Origin of the sequence: Paenibacillus sp. NPDC057934 (genome assembly GCF_042887565.1) — a bacterium.
Classification (GTDB): Bacteria; Bacillota; Bacilli; order Paenibacillales; family Paenibacillaceae; genus Paenibacillus_AQ.
This window is the reverse complement of the sequence record NZ_JBHVPB010000005.1, coordinates 66768-82685: the sequence shown is the minus strand read 5'-3', so window position 1 is coordinate 82685 and position 15918 is coordinate 66768. Positions and strand designations below refer to the sequence as shown.

Here is a 15918-nt window from a genome sequence, read left to right as displayed (position 1 = left end):
TCGCGGTAGAAATCTCGCCACAGATTATGCTTCCGATGCGAGCTTTCCTGCGAAAAGCTTTCAGGCGGTCGCTAACGCTCCTTCAGTTCCAAAATTCCCCTCCGCCAGTTTTCCCTTAACTCAAATTTCCAAGTTCAATTTATATAGTTCATTGCTATACATTGCTATACAAAGCCAAGAGCAATCCCTCTAGAATTAAATTAACGGGAATATTTACCGTTGTTGATCCTAAATCAGGCTTCACTCAATAATCAACTGGAAATACTCCAGCTAATTCCGTTGGTTCCAGCTATCCAGGGTCAAATCGCCAGATTAACAGGAGTAAATCCTGTTATTGTCAGGTTTAATCCAATATGCCGTTATTTAACGGGCAGATTTCCCGTTAAATTATGCCGCTCCGTTAAGTTAACTACCCTAGTATTCCCGGCAATGAAACGTAAGAATCCATACCCACTCAAAGAGGGCGGAATCGCAAACCGCGAAATCCGCCCCTAGGTACGCCTGCAATCTCTATATGCTATGAAATCATCGTGACGTTCTGAGGTACACTGATTATGACATAAGTTCGGCAATCCAGTCTATCACAGGGTGATAAAACACATAAATCCCCGTGATTACAGCAAACACCGCCGATAGAAGCACGGCTCCTGCGGCGGTATCTTTGGCTTTCTTGGCCAACGGATGAATCTCCGGCGAGACCAGATCAATCGTGGCTTCTATAGCCGTGTTCAGCAGCTCGGCGGCCAACACCAGCGTAATCGCCAGCAAAAGCAGCATCCAGCTCCCCGGAGGCAATCTGAATACCGCTGCAGCGACGATGACGATTACAGCCAGACCGCAGTGCACTTTCATGTTCAATTCCGATTTGAATGCCGCGGCAATGCCCTGTGCGGCGAAGCGAAAGGAATGCCAGAACTTTTTGCGCCCTACTGCCGTGTTCTTGACCATTAGCGTGTCAGTCCGACCTGGGCCAGAACATGCTCCTGCTTGGACATCATTTCAGCTTCAGAAGCTTCATCCTGATGGTCGTAACCTAATAGATGCAGAAAGCCGTGCACGAATAGAAAGCCAAGTTCACGCTCCAGAGAGTGGCCGTATTCCAGTGCCTGCTCCTGAGCTCGGGGGACAGAAATGATAATATCCCCCAGCACTTCCGGAACATCCTCCAGCGTCTCGCCTTCTTCCAGTTCATATATAATTTCCGGTTCATCTTCCGCAGATTCATTCATCGCAAACGACAGAACATCCGTCGGGCGATCAATGCCGCGATATTCCCGGTTCAATTCATGGATCCGCTCATTGTCTACAAAGGTCAGGTCGACTTCACCACTGTTAATACCTTCAGCCTCCCCTGCTTTTTGCAGAATGCTCTCCAGCAATGCAATGAGACTGTCGTTGATTTCAAATTGTTCTTGTTCATTATTCCATACCACACTCAGGCTCATGTACCAACAGCCCCTTCCTCTTTTTTCGGCTTCCGCGCTTCCTCCGGATACTCGATCCGGGAATGGAATATGCCCATCACCGTTTCTTTTAACGTGCGTGCAATGATGTCCAGTTCCTTGATGGTGAGATCACACTCGTCAAACTGATGGTCATCGAGACGGCTCTTGATGATCTTCTCGATCATCGTCTCCACCTGCTCAACGGTTGGTTTGCGCAAAGAACGAACAGCAGCTTCCACACTGTCCGCTATGCCAACCACCGCCGATTCCTTCGATTGGGCCTTGGGGCCCGGATAACGGAAATCCTCTTCGTCGAAATCAGGAGCAGTCCCCTTTTCTTCGGCAAGACGCAGCGCCTTATGATAAAAATAATGCAAAAATGTTGTTCCATGATGCTGCTCGGCAATATCTCGGATCGGTTTCGGGAGCTTGTACTCCTTCAACATCTCTACCCCGTCCCGGGCATGGGCCACAATAATGGATTTACTCAGCATCGGCTCAATAGAGTCATGTGGGTTCTCCATATTGTTCTGGTTCTCGATGAAATAAAACGGTCGTTTGGTCTTTCCGATATCATGATAGTACGAGCCGACCCGGCAGAGCAATCCATCCGCACCGATCGCTTCCGCGGCCGCTTCCGACAGATTACCAACCATCACACTGTGATGATAGGTACCCGGCGTTTCTGTAAGCAGCTTTCGCAACAGAGGATGATTGGGATTCGACAACTCTACCAGCTTAAGCGCCGATAAAATGCCAAAGGTAGCTTCGAAGAACGGCATCAACCCAATGACCAGAACAGCCGTCAGCAGACCACCAGTAAAAGCAAATCCGAGCGCATACAACGTATCCATTTCTTTCAAGACACCACCGCTTAGCAGCGTAAGCATAAAGACCGTCACACTGCCGAACAATGATACCATAATTCCGCCTTTTAGCAAGGCCGAGCGCTGTCCAGCCCGATGAGTAGCAAAGATCGCCACATAAGACACGATCAGAGCAAAGAACCCGAACGTAAAGTCAAATATGGTATCCTGCTGCACATTCAGGATAATGCTCGCCAGAATGGCGAACAGGATCGAGCAGAAGTACGCCAGCGTCATATCCAGCAGCATCGCCACCAGCATCGCCCCGATGGCCACGGGGGCCAGAAAACCAATATAAGGACGTACATCACTCTGCAGAAACGCCGCAAGACGCATCAAGACGATTGTAATTGCAAAGACCAGAACCAGCATCAACAACTGGGAATTATTGTACTTGAATTTGGATGGGCCTCCGGAATAGCGAATAAACATCAGCAGACCGGCAGACAACATCGCAGCGAGCATCAACAGGCCAAGCTGCGGCCAATAGTTGACCTTGTTGTTCAGAAGGCCACTCTCGTCCAGAAGCTTGTACAGCTCAGGCGTGATCATTTGGCCTTTGGCAACCAGCACATCTCCCTGCTCAATGAACACCTTCGGTGCATTTTCACGAGCCTGAACCTCAGCATCCTTCGTGGTATCCTCATCATAGAATTTGTTGCTGGTGATGACGAGACGCACCAGTTCCTGCACGACTTCCCGAGCGGTACGCTGGCTGAGCGCACTGATACTTACCTGTTCCGCCACCTTGGCACGTGCGGTCTGGGCATCGGTAATCTGATCGTTCATCAGACGGTTGACAATATCACGGGCCACAGGCTTCATCTCGATGATATCCTGAGAAGTCAGCCGCGGGATTTTGATAAAAGTCTCTTCCGGAATGACATAAGTCTGATCCTTGATCACGGACTGCATTTCATCCAGTAGATGATCTGAATATGTACCGTTATTTCGGCTCGTGCTTACAAAGTTCAGAATGAAATCGCTGGCCCGCTTCGGAATCTCCTCACGGTATATGCCCGTTTTGTCGCTTTGGGAGATCAGGTCGTCCTGATTAAGCCGGTCAATCCGGTCCAGCAATGACGTAACCGAATTGTCCGCCCGCATAGGGATGATCTTATACCGTGGCTCCACATTCTCAGCAGCCTGCTCCTGTGCCTTAAGTGTAGCCTTGTTGTCCTGAATTCGCTTGGGAGCTGTAATCTCCTTCGCACTCTGGGTCCCTTCCTTGATATCATACCGCTTGGGCAGCAGATCGGGTGCCAGAGAGAAGTAGAACACAATTCCGAGCAACAAGAAAAGAGCATAGCGCGTCGCCGCGCTATACTTCCATCCGTTATTGCTGTATACAAATCCGCTTAATTTCGTAGGTTGCTTTGAATCCATGGAGACAGTCCCCTTTATTCAAGGTTTTCGGCAGCCCGGTCATAGGCGACAATGATCTTCTGCACCAATGAATGCCGTACTACATCCTGTTCCGCAAAATAGACAAAGCCCAGCTCTTCTATACCGGATAAAATCGCTTTTGCTTCAATCAGGCCGGATTTCTTGCCGCGGGGCAGGTCAATCTGGGTCACATCCCCGGTGATGACCATTTTGGAACCGAAGCCGAGCCGGGTCAAGAACATTTTCATCTGCTCAGGTGTCGTGTTCTGCGCTTCATCGAGGATAATAAAAGAATCATCCAGCGTACGCCCCCGCATATAGGCCAGAGGAGCGATTTCGATTAATCCCCGTTCTAGTGCCTTCGCCACCTGATCGGGCCCCATAACGTCGTACAGGGCGTCGTAGAGCGGTCTGAGATACGGATCTACCTTCTCTTGGAGGTCTCCCGGGAGGAAGCCCAGGCTCTCCCCGGCTTCCACAGCCGGACGGGTCAGCACAATCCGCTTGACCGAGCCTTCCTTCAGCGCCGCAACGGCCAGAACTACAGCCAGATAGGTCTTGCCTGTACCCGCCGGGCCAATACTAAAAACAATATCGCGTTTCTTGATCGTAGTCACATAATGCTTCTGTCCAACCGTCTTCACGCGGATCGGCTTGCCACGGAAGGTTGTAGTAATTTCGCCTTTGAACAAGTCGAGTAGCTGATCGGCTCGGTAATCCTTCGCAAGCTCCACAGCATACTGCACATCCCGCTCACTGAGTATGTATCCGCTGCGGATCAGGGACAGCAGCACATTGAACAGTTGACCGAGCTTGTCTACTTCCTGTTCTGCACCGCGCACCGTCAGCTCCGCTTCGCGGGAATCAATGGTTGCCGGAATTTCACTCTCGATGATTTTCAGAAATCCATCCTGCGGGCCGAACAGGGATTGCGCTTCTCCCGCATTTTGCAAAGATATACGAATGCTTGCAGTCTGTTCTGACAAGTAGCCTCATTCTCCTTGGTTGTTTACTATCGGAAGTTCTTCCGCGATACTCTCTTCTACTTCAAAAAGCACTTTCATATAAACTTTACCATTCTCTTTCTTCTCATGCAAAATTTTTTGACTTTTGATGGCGCTTTCGGAGCCGTAACGCGCGAAAATATCAGCTTTTGCCCGCTCCAGTCCTTCCGCCTTGGCCTGCTCTGCCGTACGCGTGGCGAATGTCTCCCGGACCTCCATCTCCTTCTCTGTCATCCAGCCGACAGGAAGTTTGATGGACCGCCAGGTCAGCGGATCCATTTCTGTCAGCGTTCTTGATTCTTTAAAAGTCGATTTCCCGTAGCCCCACAGCTGGACCGCCCACTTGCCAAGCACGAGATAGTTGCGATCCTTCCGTTCTCCAGTGTAGGAACTACCCTTTGTTTCAAGTGGAACCGTGATATTGTATTCATGCCAGACGAGCCCCTTGACCTTCCCCTTGGCAACCACAGCCTTTGAGAACTCCTCGTCACCGAGAATACCGGAGATGAGGATGTCCCCTTTCTTCACGCGGGAATTACGAGCGACAACCGGTCTACCCTGTTCTGCGTATATATTAGTTACCACCGCATCGGTACGGCTAATCAGATGACGATTGCTAAGCAGCGGCTTTTGCTCCGGCTGGGCAGCCTCCACCACCTGGATGACTACACTTGTCCCCGTCCGTTCCATACCTACCCATGAGACACCCGGTAGATGGTTAGTCAGCTCCGTGGTTAGCTTGTCCGGGTCCTTCAGACGCCAGATCCATTGATAAGTATACAGCCCCTCTTTGCGGGCAGCCGCTAAAATATCCTCGGAGGCAATGCGGTTATTCCCCTCCACCTTGATACTCCAGACCATAGAACATAGAAGCAGGAGAGAGACACCGAACAATACCACACCTGCGGCAAAAAATTTACGTTTCCACAGACGGAGCATCTTAAACGGCAACCCATGCCGTCCGGTGACATGCATGCGGCAGCCTGTCCGCTTCAGGAGCGGCCGGAGGATATAAAAATCATCCAATAGCAGCTTTAAGGAAGCGCCGTTCCCGGCAGGCTTCACGTCCCAAATGACAATGCCTGCCTCGGCAACAGCGTTAATGAATCCTTCCACCTGCGGTCCCGTCACTTGCAGAGTAACGAACCCCCGCAGTGATGACAGAGGCGGTTCCTTCATGATCTCTCCTCGCTTTCCTTGTACCTGATTTCCCCGATTATCCCCTCTATAGCCAGCTCCTGGCCAAGAATATTCCGGATCATAAGCCCCTCGCCTGTGATCTCCAGCGAGCCCTTGGCTAACGCAAGCTTCAGCTGCTCAGAGGAAAAATGCAGCACGCCGCGATGATTCTCTATATGCAGCTCCTTATTGCCGATCAGGGTGATCCGGGGCATATCCTGCAGCAGATCCTGCGGCAGATCCAGCACCCCGTTTGTCCATCCCCGCAGCCTGCGGCCAATACGGGTCATAAGTAGACGTTCCCCCTTCCTGCCTTCTGTACACCATATGCGATCGCACATCATTTTATGAGAAGAAGACATGGAAAAAGCCTCTGACATTTCTACAAAGAGAAATGCCAGAGGCTTATGCGCTTGCTTAGATCAAATAATTGGCTGTTGCCTAGGGACAGGCAGTAACCTAAATAGCTCAGTTAGCTTTCTTTACGATAAGCATGCGGACGCTTCGAACGCGGTGGACCGAGAATCTCAGCCCACATGAGGCCTTTGCGCAAATCCTCGCGGCTGGTAGCCAGAACCGGAGTTGAGACCGTCCCGGAGCTCACTGGCTCGGCAGCATACTTCACGCTTGGGCCGGGCTCACCAGCCATCTCGTCAAAGACAGCATGGATGCGCTCCAGTTCCTGCCGCATTTTTTCGGTACGGATATCTACGCTATCCTGCTCTTCTCCCTGCTCCAGGGTCGATTCATTTCCGAGCTCGGTATCGGCACCGGGAATCCATTGCTGTTCCCGTTCCATCGGAAAACTCTCTTCTATTTCCTCTTCCCGCGCAAGCTCCCGGGTATCTCTGGGAGCCGGAGTACCAGGTGGCGGGAATGCCCTGCCCTGCTGCTCCATCGCACGTTTGACCCGGCGAAGAGGGTTGTCATCCTCACCTCCACCTCCGAAGGTGGGCATACCGCTCGGCGGCGACCCCTTACCCTTCGTTTTATTCGCCTTGTTCACGTTTGAGACAATGGCAAAAATAATTACAGCAACGATATAGATCCAGCTCATGGGGTATCACATCCCCTTATTTGTTGTTTTTCGGACCGTTATTCTCGTCCTGGTCATTCATTTTGCCAAGAGAACCGCGCATTTGCGTATCCGCCTCAATGTTCTTGAGGTTCATATAGTCCATCACACCGATCTGACCGCCGCGCAGCGCTTCAGCCATGGCAAGAGGAACCTTCGATTCAGACTCCACCACAAGTGCCTTCATTTCCACGACGCGGGCTTTCATTTCCTGTTCGTGTGCCACAGCCATCGCTCTACGCTCTTCTGCTTTCGCTTGCGCAATGCGTTTGTCGGCTTCAGCCTGCTCTGTCTGGAGGTAGGCACCGATGTTCTTACCGACATCAACGTCAGCGATATCAATAGACAGAATCTCAAATGCAGTACCAGAATCCAGACCCTTGGACAAAACCGTACGGGAAATGGAATCCGGATTCTCCAGAACGTCCTTGTGGGAGTTACTGGAACCAACAGTGGTTACAATCCCTTCACCTACACGGGCAATAATCGTTTCTTCACCGGCACCGCCGACGAGACGATCAATGTTCGCACGTACAGTAACCCGAGCCTTAACTTTGACCTCGATCCCGTTTTTCGCTACTGCAGCTACAGTCGGGGTCTCAATGACCCGCGGATTAACGCTCATCTGTACCGCTTGCAATACGTCACGACCTGCCAGATCAATTGCAGCAGCACGTGTGAATTCAAGTGGAATGTTGGCACGCTGTGCCGCAATCAGGGCGTTAACGACACGGTCGACGTTACCGCCGGCCAGATAGTGACTTTCAAGCTGGTTGATATTTAGACCCAGTCCAGCCTTTGTTGCCTTAATCATTGGATTGACGATCCGGCTCGGTGTAACCCGGCGCAATCTCATAGCCACCAGCGTAATAATACTGATTCTAACTCCCGAAGCTAAGGCCGAAATCCAGAGCATAACCGGAAAGAAGCTCAAGAAGACACTCAAAACAATGATCACGACCACCGCGATCAGTAATATAGGAATCAAAGAAGCCTCACCCATACGTTGTTCAAACCTCCATCATTAAATAAGTTTATTGGTGAACCGATTTCATAAATCCATAAGTGAGCGTCTAATCATCGATATCTAGTTGTACACGGTTTAGGTATAACTAGATATTGTACCTCTTCGGATTGAAATCCGCATTATGAAATTGATTCTGTTGTAAAGTTAATAGCTTGTCTTGTACCAGTGTACCTTATTTCACTATTTCTTTAACCACAATCCGTGCACCTTCCACAGTCACTACCGAAATTTCGGCACCGGAAGCAATAAAACTGCCCTCGGTGACCACATCAATCCGTTCCCCATTCACCAAAGCAGTACCCGCCGGACGAAGCGGGGTAAGGCTGACGCCAATACCGCCGACCAGGTTCAACTTCTCAAGCACTGGTATGTAGCCCTGCTCCTTGGTCAGACTTTCCTTCAGAATGAACCGGTTCCAGATGCCGCGCTCTTTGAACACAACAGCCACAATAATAATGACCACCGTCGCTGCTGCAAAAGCGATACCAAGGCTGAGCAGTGCATTCGTGTAACTGTAAGCCGCCCTGACCACACCTGCCACAAGGCTGACCGACCCTAACAGTCCCAAGATACCGAAGCTCGGCATAAATAATTCCAGCACCAGCATGACCAGCCCCAGGATGAACAGCAGCCAGGTCTCGGATCCCGCGAAGCCCGCCACGTAATTTCCGAAGAAATACAGGGTAAAGGCCAATGTTCCAATAATGCCGGGCGCTCCAAATCCCGGAACGATCAATTCAATAACAATCCCTGCGATGCCGACGAACAGCAAGATCGTCATGATAACCGGATTGGTCAGAAACTGTGACATCTTCTCCGCCCCGGTATGCTTCACCCGGAAAATATCGTCCGTAGTATACCCCATCCAGACTACCGCTTCTTCCGGAGTATCCGTTATGTAATCGGCATAACCAGCCTTGAGCGCCTGATCACTGCTAAGGGCAATAATTTCTCCACTACTCTTGCTCACGCCAAGCTTCGGCTTCTCTACAACGAGATTAATATCGGTCATTCCCGCAGCGATATCCGGGTCTCGGCCATTAAGCGCCGCAGCCCCCATCATCTTCGATTTCCAGTAGGATATCAGCTTCGGATCCTCGACATGCGTACCACCCTTGTCCACCAGCGAAGCTGATCCAATCATGCTGCCCGGCTTCATCACAATCTTGTCGGCGTTCAGAGCAATGTAACTACCGGCAGAAGCCGCATCACTTTTAATAAAAGCCAGCACCGGGATAGCGCTTTCTCTGATCAATTTACCAATTTGTTCGGCTGCGCTAACCTGGCCACCTGGCGTGTTAATATCCAGCACAATCAGCACTGCACCATAGTTGTTTGCTTCCTCAAAACCCCGCTCCAGAAAGCTCTGAAGCCCCCGTTCGATTTCCTGATCAACCGGAATGATAAAGACTGGCCCCTTAACGGACTCTCCAGCCGCTTGCTCAGGCTGCCTGGGCGGGTCCACATCAGCACTTGCCAGGGAAGACAGCGGCAGAAGTACCAATAGCAACAGCAACCCTGCAATACTGGCATATGCTATTTTACGAAGTCCCTTCATCTCTTCTCCTCCTTTCTTAGAAAAATGGACATAGTCACATAATCAGTAGTACGAAAGTTTTGAAGATTCGTTTCAAAACAAAGAAAAACACCCCTTATAAAAAGGGGTGCTGACGTTCTATTATTGCAGAAATTGCTGAACCACTTGGTTCACAAGCTTACCATCGGCGCGACCTTTGACTTTCGGCATCAGCGCGCTCATGAGCTTACCCATTTCACTTTTCGAAGAAGCACCGGTTTCCTGGATGGTCTGCTGTACAATTACTTTAATTTCTTCTTCGGAAAGTTGCTCGGGAAGATACTTAATGATAATCTCGATTTCTGCCTTCGTACTCGCGGCAAGATCGTCGCGACCCGCTGTCTCAAATTCTTGGAGGGCATCTTTGCGCTGTTTGATTTCACGACTAAGGATATCAAGCACTTCGTTGTCGTCTAATGTTCTCTTTAAATCTATTTCAAGATACTTTATCGTCGAACGAACCATTCGAATGGTGGAGAGTGCGAACTTGTCCTTACTCTTCATCGCTTGCTTCATATCTTCGTTCAATCGTTCGCTAAGATTCATGCGTGGGTATTCCTCCTAAAACTTTCTCTTACGAGCAGCCTCAGACTTCTTCTTGCGCTTTACGCTTGGCTTTTCATAATGCTTGCGTTTCTTCACCTCAGCCAAGACACCATCTTTAGCGATGGAGCGTTTGAACCGACGAAGTGCAGCATCAATTGTCTCGTTTTTGCGAACTTTAGTTTCAGACACCAGTTTTCCCTCCCTCCGACCAGACCGTCCAAGAGCATAACACGGTTCATCAAATTTCATTATAGGTCAAACTGAAATACAGTGTCAACAGTGTAACGCCTTTTTTTGTAACAGGCTTTTCACATCGACCTTTCTGTCTTACTTATGGGAATCCGAAATTCCCGTCAGAGCGCCTAATTTGGCCCCTCCGAGCAAGTGATAATGCAAATGCGGCACAGTCTGTCCACCATCGGGTCCGCTATTGTTGATCAACCGATAACCGGATTCCGCAATCCCAAGCTGAATGGCAAGCTGCTGGGCAACACTGTGAATCTCGGCAATCAGCGGCAGATCCTCTGGCGTAACCTCATTCATCGACGCAATGAATTTCTTCGGAATAATCAGCACATGCACCGGGGCCGCAGGCGCGATATCATGAAAGGCCAGAATGCGCTCATTCTCGAATACTTTGTTAGAGGGAATGCTGCCCTCAATAATTTTGCTGAATATGGTTTCCATACTGCGACTTCCTCCCCGAATTGGTTGTCCTATTATCATACAGGATATTCATGGTTAACGAAAGTCGGACTGACTCTGCTGGTTGTAAAACCTGCCCGGTAGAAATAAATTTTGATAACTGTATCTGCTACAGCTCAATATACCACTCAAAAGAGCAAAAAAAAGAAACACCCTTCACAGCTTATAAAGCTGATCGGCGGCGGGCGTATGAAAAGGAGTCTTGCTCCCGGTCATACGTCCGCCGAGGTGTTTCTAAAATGATGTCGGCTTAGCTGTATTATAACAGCGGGTTGATGCTGTCTCTGTGACTGTTATCACACTGTATACCAAACCTCACATTTTTTCCAAAATAATACGGGAGCCTCCTCCGCCTTGTTCGGCAGGGACAACAACCAACTTGCGCGGCAGGCGGGCTCGCAGCTCCGGAACGTGGCTTATAATACCAACAGACAACTGGTCATTATGCAGCCTTTCCAGCGATGTTATTACAGTATCCAGCAAATCAGGGTCAAGTGTGCCGAAGCCTTCGTCCAGGAAAAAGAACTGCAGTGGATACTGGCCGCGTAACTGAATTTGGGCTGACAGAGCCAGGGCCAGCGACAGGGAGGTCAAAAAGGTCTCGCCGCCGGACAGTGTGGATACCGGACGCTTCACCCCACCATTGCCATCGTCGCGGATGACGAACCCGCCGCCGGAATCGACCTCCAGCGCGTAACGCTGTTTACTCAGATAACGCAGGCGCTGGGAAGCCGCCTGACAGACCTGCATCAGTTGCTCCTCGGCAATATATTCCACAAAAGCATTTCCACGCAGACAGGACTGTAGTTTGGACAGGCGATCCTGCAGAGCCTCATGCTCCAGTCGCTGAGTCTCAAGCTCTTTCCAGCGAATGTGACGATGCCCTAAATCCTCCAGATCGCGTTCCCCGCGGGCCCGGTTCTGGAGCGAGATTTCATCCTCTTCCTTGCAGCGGCGCAGCGTCTCCTGGCTCTCCAACCATTCCGCTTCGCTAAGATTGGCTCCAGCGAGCTTCTCCTCAATATCACGAAGCTGTAAATTCACTTCCACTTCATCGTCGCGGTGATTCTTCACACGGGCTGCCGCAGCACCTCGTTCCTCCACCAATAGTGCTGCCCCTTCAACTTCGGACGCTTCCGAGAACGGCGATGACGCCAAACTGTCCTCCCAGACTTTGGCCGCAGTGACATAATGCTCATGAGCGGATTCCGCCGCCTGCCGAGCTATAGCCGCCTCTCTGCCTTCCTGCTGCGCTGCATCTGCAGCCGTACGGTACACCTTCTTACCGTCTTCCACAGCCGCCAGCAGTGCCTGCAAGCGTTGCTCGCAAGTTGCCAGCAGCCCAGCCGCAGGTCTCCCTTCCGTCCACTGCACTAACCGGGCTTCCTTCTCACGCAGCAAGGCTTCCTTCCCTTCAAGCTGGGCATTCCACTGGGCCAGTTCCCTGTCGAGCACAGCGATACTTTCCTGAAGTTCTTGAACAGCAGCTGCTTTATCGTCCAGGAACTTCACACTGATATTCAGCCGCCCACGAATTTCCTCGGCCTGCTCGTCTTTTTGGAGCCGTTCACGGTATGCGGTCTCCGTATTCTCAGGAGCCAGCTCCGGGAACTGCTCACTCCAGCTTTGCCGCAGACTTGCGGCCTGCTGGGCCAACTCGCTGGCTTTGGCCGTTATGCCGTCCACCCAGGCCTGCTCCGCCTGGACGGCAGCTGCCGCCTTGTGGCAGACCTGCTGGCCTTCCTGCAAGGCACGCTGCCATTCGGTTGCTGCCCGGCGCATCTCCGCTGACCGTTGCTTCATGCTGACCAGGCTGCCGTCCAGTGAAGTCAGCAGCGCTGCTGACTCTCCTACGGATTCTGCGATCGACCGATCCAGCGGACCTGCCTCGTCCACCGTTTCACGGCCTGCTGCGGCTGGATGATCCCAAGCCAGGGTCGCTTCGGACCCATAAATCTGCTCCAGCCAAACCATATCTTGCTCCCGCTGGCTGCGGAAGCCAAGACGCAGTTCCAGCGCAGCCTTGGATCTACTGCGAACCTGCTGCAGTAAGGCTTCCTGTCCTCCCTGCTCCCCGCTGCCTTGAAGTGTCGCAGGAGCCGGGTGATGTTGACTGCCACAGACCGGACAAGGAACACCCTCCTCCAGATCACGAGCCAATGACAGGGACAGGCGGTGAACCTCCTGGTCCTTCAGCGCGGCTTCCAGCACACTGGCCTCATGCTCCAGGGTCTCCGCTACATGCACCGCGGCAGCCTCTGCTGACCGCAATTCTTCCAGGTGCAGCACCGCCCCGCGGACCCGCTCGGCGCGGTCCGCCTCCAGCGCCCCCAGCCCGGCCTCGGCCCCGGCCAGGCGGCGCTGGGCGTCCGCGAGCGCTGCTAGGCGCTCGCGCTGCTCACGCTCTGCTGCATCCCGCTGGGATTCCGCAGAGCGCAGCCCTTGCAGTCTCTGCATGGCTTCCTGCAGAGACTGACGCTCCTGGGAGCGGACCTCGAGCGGCTGCAGGCTCTGCTGCAGCTCGTGTTGCCGCTTTTGGCCCTTGGCCAAAAGCTCCCGCTCCCGGGCCATCCCTTCCCGCATGGCGTCCAGCCTGCGGGAAGCTTCCTCGCTGCGCTCGCGCAGCGCAGCAAGCTCGCGCAGCAGCAAGTCGCGCTCAGCTTCCAGCTCGAGCGCCCTGCGGTACGTGCCGGCCGCCTCACGGAGGGCCGGCTCTTCCCCGGCCAGCGCAGCCTGTGCGGCTGCGTCGGCCGTGGCGGTGCGCGCCGCCTCGGCTTCGGCGGCGGCGGCTCTGGCCGCCAGTTCCTCTGCATGGGCCTGGCGGCTCTTCAGAGCGCCCTCCGCGCTGCGCCAGGCCTGCAGCAGCGGCAGCCTCTTCTCGGCTTCGTCAGCCTTGCCGAGCCGCTGTTCCAGGAGTAGAATATCACCCTCCTGGGCCAGCAAGCGCTCCCGCTGCAGTTCCCGCTGGGAACGTTCGCCTTGCAGCTCGCGGATTCGGGTGAAGCGCTCCGACAAGGAAAGCACTTCTTCCAGCCGGCGTCTGCATTCCGCCGCATGGGCCACTGCCTGCTGCAAACGTTCAGCAGCAGCCTCCAGATCCTGCTCACCAGCGCTGCCTAGCCCCTGTTGTTCTGCCTCCAGCGCACGCAGCGCTGTGTCGTTCTCCTTGACCCGGCGGCTAAGCTTCAGGGCAAGCTGGTCTCCATACTGCTCCAGATGGAAGAGCCGCTGGAGCATCTGCCTGCGATCTACGCCGCGCAGAGACAGAAACTCGGCGAATTTCCCTTGTGGAAGCACAACCGCCCGAGTGAAGTCGTCCATTTTGAGACCGATCTTCTCCTCGACGCAACGCGTAACATCAGCCAGCTTGTCCGCCAACACCTGATCACCGTCAGGCAGAACCTCTATGAAACGACTGATCGTATTACTAACCGTCTGTTCACCGGTGCGCTTAAACTTCCGCTCCACCCGGTAACGGTGTGAACCTGCGGCAGAGGTCAGCTCGAAGGTAAAGGCCACGCTCAGCTGATCCTCAGAATGGTTCATAATCCCCTGGGTTCCACCTGCGGCGCGTTCTACTTTGCCGTACATGGCTAGCGTAATCCCGTCCAGCAAACTGGATTTCCCGCTGCCTGTCGGCCCGAAAATACCGAATAATCCCGTCTCCGTCAGACTCTCAAAATCTATCTCCTGCTGTTCTCTATAACTTTGAAGTCCCGCTACTTTTAAAGAAATCGGCTTCATGTCAGTTCTCCTCCCCTTCCTCCGGCTGACGCCGTTCTTCTTCCGTAAGCTCCAGGAACAGCTCAATCAGGCTATCATCTGGCTCGGCTCCCCCGGTCTGCCGCTGATAGAATTTACGAAACAATTCCTGCACAGGCATGCGGGAACGCGACACCTGCTCTAATTCCTGCTCCATTTGTGGATAGACGGGACGAATATGTACGATTCCTTCCCGCGCCTTACGCAGCCGCTGGATATCGTTCATCGAGAGGGCTTCGTTCAGCCGGATTTCCAGATCAATAAAAGCGGAAGGGTCTCTGTCTTCATCCAGCCAGCGGTATACTTCCTCAAGCCCGCCGCTGGATTTCCAATTCACTAGCGAACGGCCGCATCGCAAATAAATTTCTTCATAGGCAGGCTTCTGACCCGGAGCGACATCGATCAAGGTCACCGACTTCGTCTGTCCCGCTTCGGAAAAGCTGTACGCGAGCGGTGATCCGCTATAACGGATCATTCCATCACCCTTCACTCGTTGCGCGCGGTGCAAATGACCAAGGGCCGTATACTGCGCTCCGCAGTATAGGGCAGAAGGATCGACCGTATAAGCGCCGCCCACCTGAATTGGCCGTTCAGAGTCACTTTCTACCCCACCTAGTACATAGATGTGGCTCATAGCCAAATTGACGGTCTCAGGGGTAAACTCCCGCCCTAGCAGATTCATGAGCCTTCCCACTCGGGCGCTATAGGCGAGGCGCAGCTCTGCTTCGCCACTTTCTCCCGCCAGCAGCTCTCCCAGCCGAGCTTCGGATGGATATGGCAGTGCAGCAATTTTGGCAATTTCCCCGGTGCGTACCACCTGAACCGTCACCGGATCGGAGGTAGGCAGACCCACCAGCGTAATCCCTTGTCTGCGTACAAGCGGGGAGACGGAAGAGACACGTTCCGGCTGGTCATGGTTGCCCGCAATAACTACCAGCGGCCGTCCGCCTGCCGTCAGGCGTGCTGCTGCATCATAGAACAACTGCTCAGCAGCAGCAGGAGGATTCACAGAATCATAGACGTCTCCCGCCATCAATATTAGATCAACGTTCTGGCTGTCCGCGATCTCCACCAGTTCATCCATGAACTGTTCTTGCTCCCGCTGGCGACTTCTTCCTTCCAGCGTACGCCCTAAGTGCCAGTCCCCTGTATGCAATATCCGCATCTTCTGTCCTCTTTTCCCGCCTTGCTTCAGATCTGATATAACACCACGACTTCTGTCAGTGAGACAATCGCAGCTTTATATCAAACCTGAAAGGCCTGATTAATATAAAACTGGGCTCTCCAGAATCAATGATTACTAAAAACAACTTCGTCAAAGCAACCAGAACATAAAGTAAAAAGCTC

Annotated in this window: 14 protein-coding genes; all 14 read right to left on the bottom strand. The window is 52.7% G+C overall.

Features of this window, described 5'->3' with window-relative positions:
- Nucleotides 1–552 precede the first annotated feature (552 nt).
- The gene (locus ACFVRY_RS12670) at nt 553–948 is read right to left on the bottom strand and encodes a diacylglycerol kinase (RefSeq protein ID WP_387500554.1); all 396 of its coding nucleotides are present in this window, start codon (nt 946–948) and stop codon (nt 553–555) included.
- Nucleotides 948–1445, bottom strand: coding sequence for an rRNA maturation RNase YbeY (gene ybeY, locus ACFVRY_RS12665; protein WP_379465822.1), 498 nt, complete (start codon nt 1443–1445; stop codon nt 948–950). The genes ACFVRY_RS12670 and ybeY overlap by 1 nt, the downstream gene beginning before the upstream one ends.
- Nucleotides 1442–3697 carry an HD family phosphohydrolase gene (locus tag ACFVRY_RS12660; RefSeq protein WP_387500553.1) on the bottom strand — a complete coding sequence of 752 codons (2256 nt, stop codon included), beginning with the start codon at nt 3695–3697 and terminating at the stop codon, nt 1442–1444. The genes ybeY and ACFVRY_RS12660 overlap by 4 nt, the downstream gene beginning before the upstream one ends.
- Before the next feature lie 14 nt (nt 3698–3711).
- Entirely contained in the window at nt 3712–4683 is a 972-nt protein-coding gene (locus ACFVRY_RS12655) for a PhoH family protein (protein ID WP_066364256.1), read from the bottom strand.
- A 6-nt stretch (nt 4684–4689) separates the two neighbouring features.
- Nucleotides 4690–5880, bottom strand: a complete 1191-nt coding sequence (gene yqfD, locus ACFVRY_RS12650; protein WP_387500552.1) for a sporulation protein YqfD — start codon at nt 5878–5880, stop codon at nt 4690–4692.
- Nucleotides 5877–6170, bottom strand: coding sequence for a sporulation protein YqfC (gene yqfC, locus ACFVRY_RS12645; protein WP_066364263.1), 294 nt, complete (start codon nt 6168–6170; stop codon nt 5877–5879). Before yqfC ends, yqfD begins: the two co-directional genes overlap by 4 nt.
- 182 nt (nt 6171–6352) lie before the next feature.
- On the bottom strand, nt 6353–6937 hold the full coding sequence (locus ACFVRY_RS12640; RefSeq protein WP_387500551.1) for a hypothetical protein: 585 nt from the start codon (nt 6935–6937) through the stop codon (nt 6353–6355).
- 16 nt (nt 6938–6953) lie between these two features.
- Nucleotides 6954–7958, bottom strand: a complete 1005-nt coding sequence (gene floA / locus ACFVRY_RS12635; protein ID WP_066364272.1) for a flotillin-like protein FloA — start codon at nt 7956–7958, stop codon at nt 6954–6956.
- 196 nt (nt 7959–8154) lie between these two features.
- Nucleotides 8155–9540: an NfeD family protein gene (locus ACFVRY_RS12630; RefSeq protein WP_387500550.1), complete on the bottom strand. Its 1386-nt coding sequence runs from the start codon at nt 9538–9540 to the stop codon at nt 8155–8157.
- A 120-nt stretch (nt 9541–9660) separates the two neighbouring features.
- Complete coding sequence (locus tag ACFVRY_RS12625; protein ID WP_066364276.1) at nt 9661–10104, bottom strand: GatB/YqeY domain-containing protein; 444 nt, start codon at nt 10102–10104, stop codon at nt 9661–9663.
- A 15-nt stretch (nt 10105–10119) separates the two neighbouring features.
- Nucleotides 10120–10293, bottom strand: coding sequence for a 30S ribosomal protein S21 (gene rpsU, locus ACFVRY_RS12620; protein ID WP_005547957.1), 174 nt, complete (start codon nt 10291–10293; stop codon nt 10120–10122).
- Between the two features lie 138 nt (nt 10294–10431).
- Nucleotides 10432–10791: a histidine triad nucleotide-binding protein gene (locus tag ACFVRY_RS12615; protein ID WP_066364278.1), complete on the bottom strand. Its 360-nt coding sequence runs from the start codon at nt 10789–10791 to the stop codon at nt 10432–10434.
- Nucleotides 10792–11124: 333 nt separating this feature from the next.
- Complete coding sequence (locus tag ACFVRY_RS12610; protein ID WP_387500549.1) at nt 11125–14553, bottom strand: AAA family ATPase; 3429 nt, start codon at nt 14551–14553, stop codon at nt 11125–11127.
- A 1-nt stretch (nt 14554) separates the two neighbouring features.
- Nucleotides 14555–15736, bottom strand: a complete 1182-nt coding sequence (locus ACFVRY_RS12605) for an exonuclease SbcCD subunit D (RefSeq protein WP_387500548.1) — start codon at nt 15734–15736, stop codon at nt 14555–14557.
- Nucleotides 15737–15918: the final 182 nt, after the last annotated feature.

Coding starts and splice junctions, on each gene's coding strand:
- ACFVRY_RS12615 (WP_066364278.1), bottom strand. CDS start 10,791: ATGGAAACCATATTCAGCAAAATTATTGAGGGCAGCATTCCCTCTAAC.
- ACFVRY_RS12605 (WP_387500548.1), bottom strand. CDS start 15,736: ATGCGGATATTGCATACAGGGGACTGGCACTTAGGGCGTACGCTGGAA.
- ACFVRY_RS12660 (WP_387500553.1), bottom strand. CDS start 3,697: ATGGATTCAAAGCAACCTACGAAATTAAGCGGATTTGTATACAGCAAT.
- ACFVRY_RS12670 (WP_387500554.1), bottom strand. CDS start 948: ATGGTCAAGAACACGGCAGTAGGGCGCAAAAAGTTCTGGCATTCCTTT.
- ACFVRY_RS12630 (WP_387500550.1), bottom strand. CDS start 9,540: ATGAAGGGACTTCGTAAAATAGCATATGCCAGTATTGCAGGGTTGCTG.
- yqfD (WP_387500552.1), bottom strand. CDS start 5,880: ATGAAGGAACCGCCTCTGTCATCACTGCGGGGGTTCGTTACTCTGCAA.
- ybeY (WP_379465822.1), bottom strand. CDS start 1,445: ATGAGCCTGAGTGTGGTATGGAATAATGAACAAGAACAATTTGAAATC.
- yqfC (WP_066364263.1), bottom strand. CDS start 6,170: ATGACCCGTATTGGCCGCAGGCTGCGGGGATGGACAAACGGGGTGCTG.
- ACFVRY_RS12640 (WP_387500551.1), bottom strand. CDS start 6,937: ATGAGCTGGATCTATATCGTTGCTGTAATTATTTTTGCCATTGTCTCA.
- ACFVRY_RS12610 (WP_387500549.1), bottom strand. CDS start 14,553: ATGAAGCCGATTTCTTTAAAAGTAGCGGGACTTCAAAGTTATAGAGAA.
- ACFVRY_RS12625 (WP_066364276.1), bottom strand. CDS start 10,104: ATGAATCTTAGCGAACGATTGAACGAAGATATGAAGCAAGCGATGAAG.
- floA (WP_066364272.1), bottom strand. CDS start 7,958: ATGGGTGAGGCTTCTTTGATTCCTATATTACTGATCGCGGTGGTCGTG.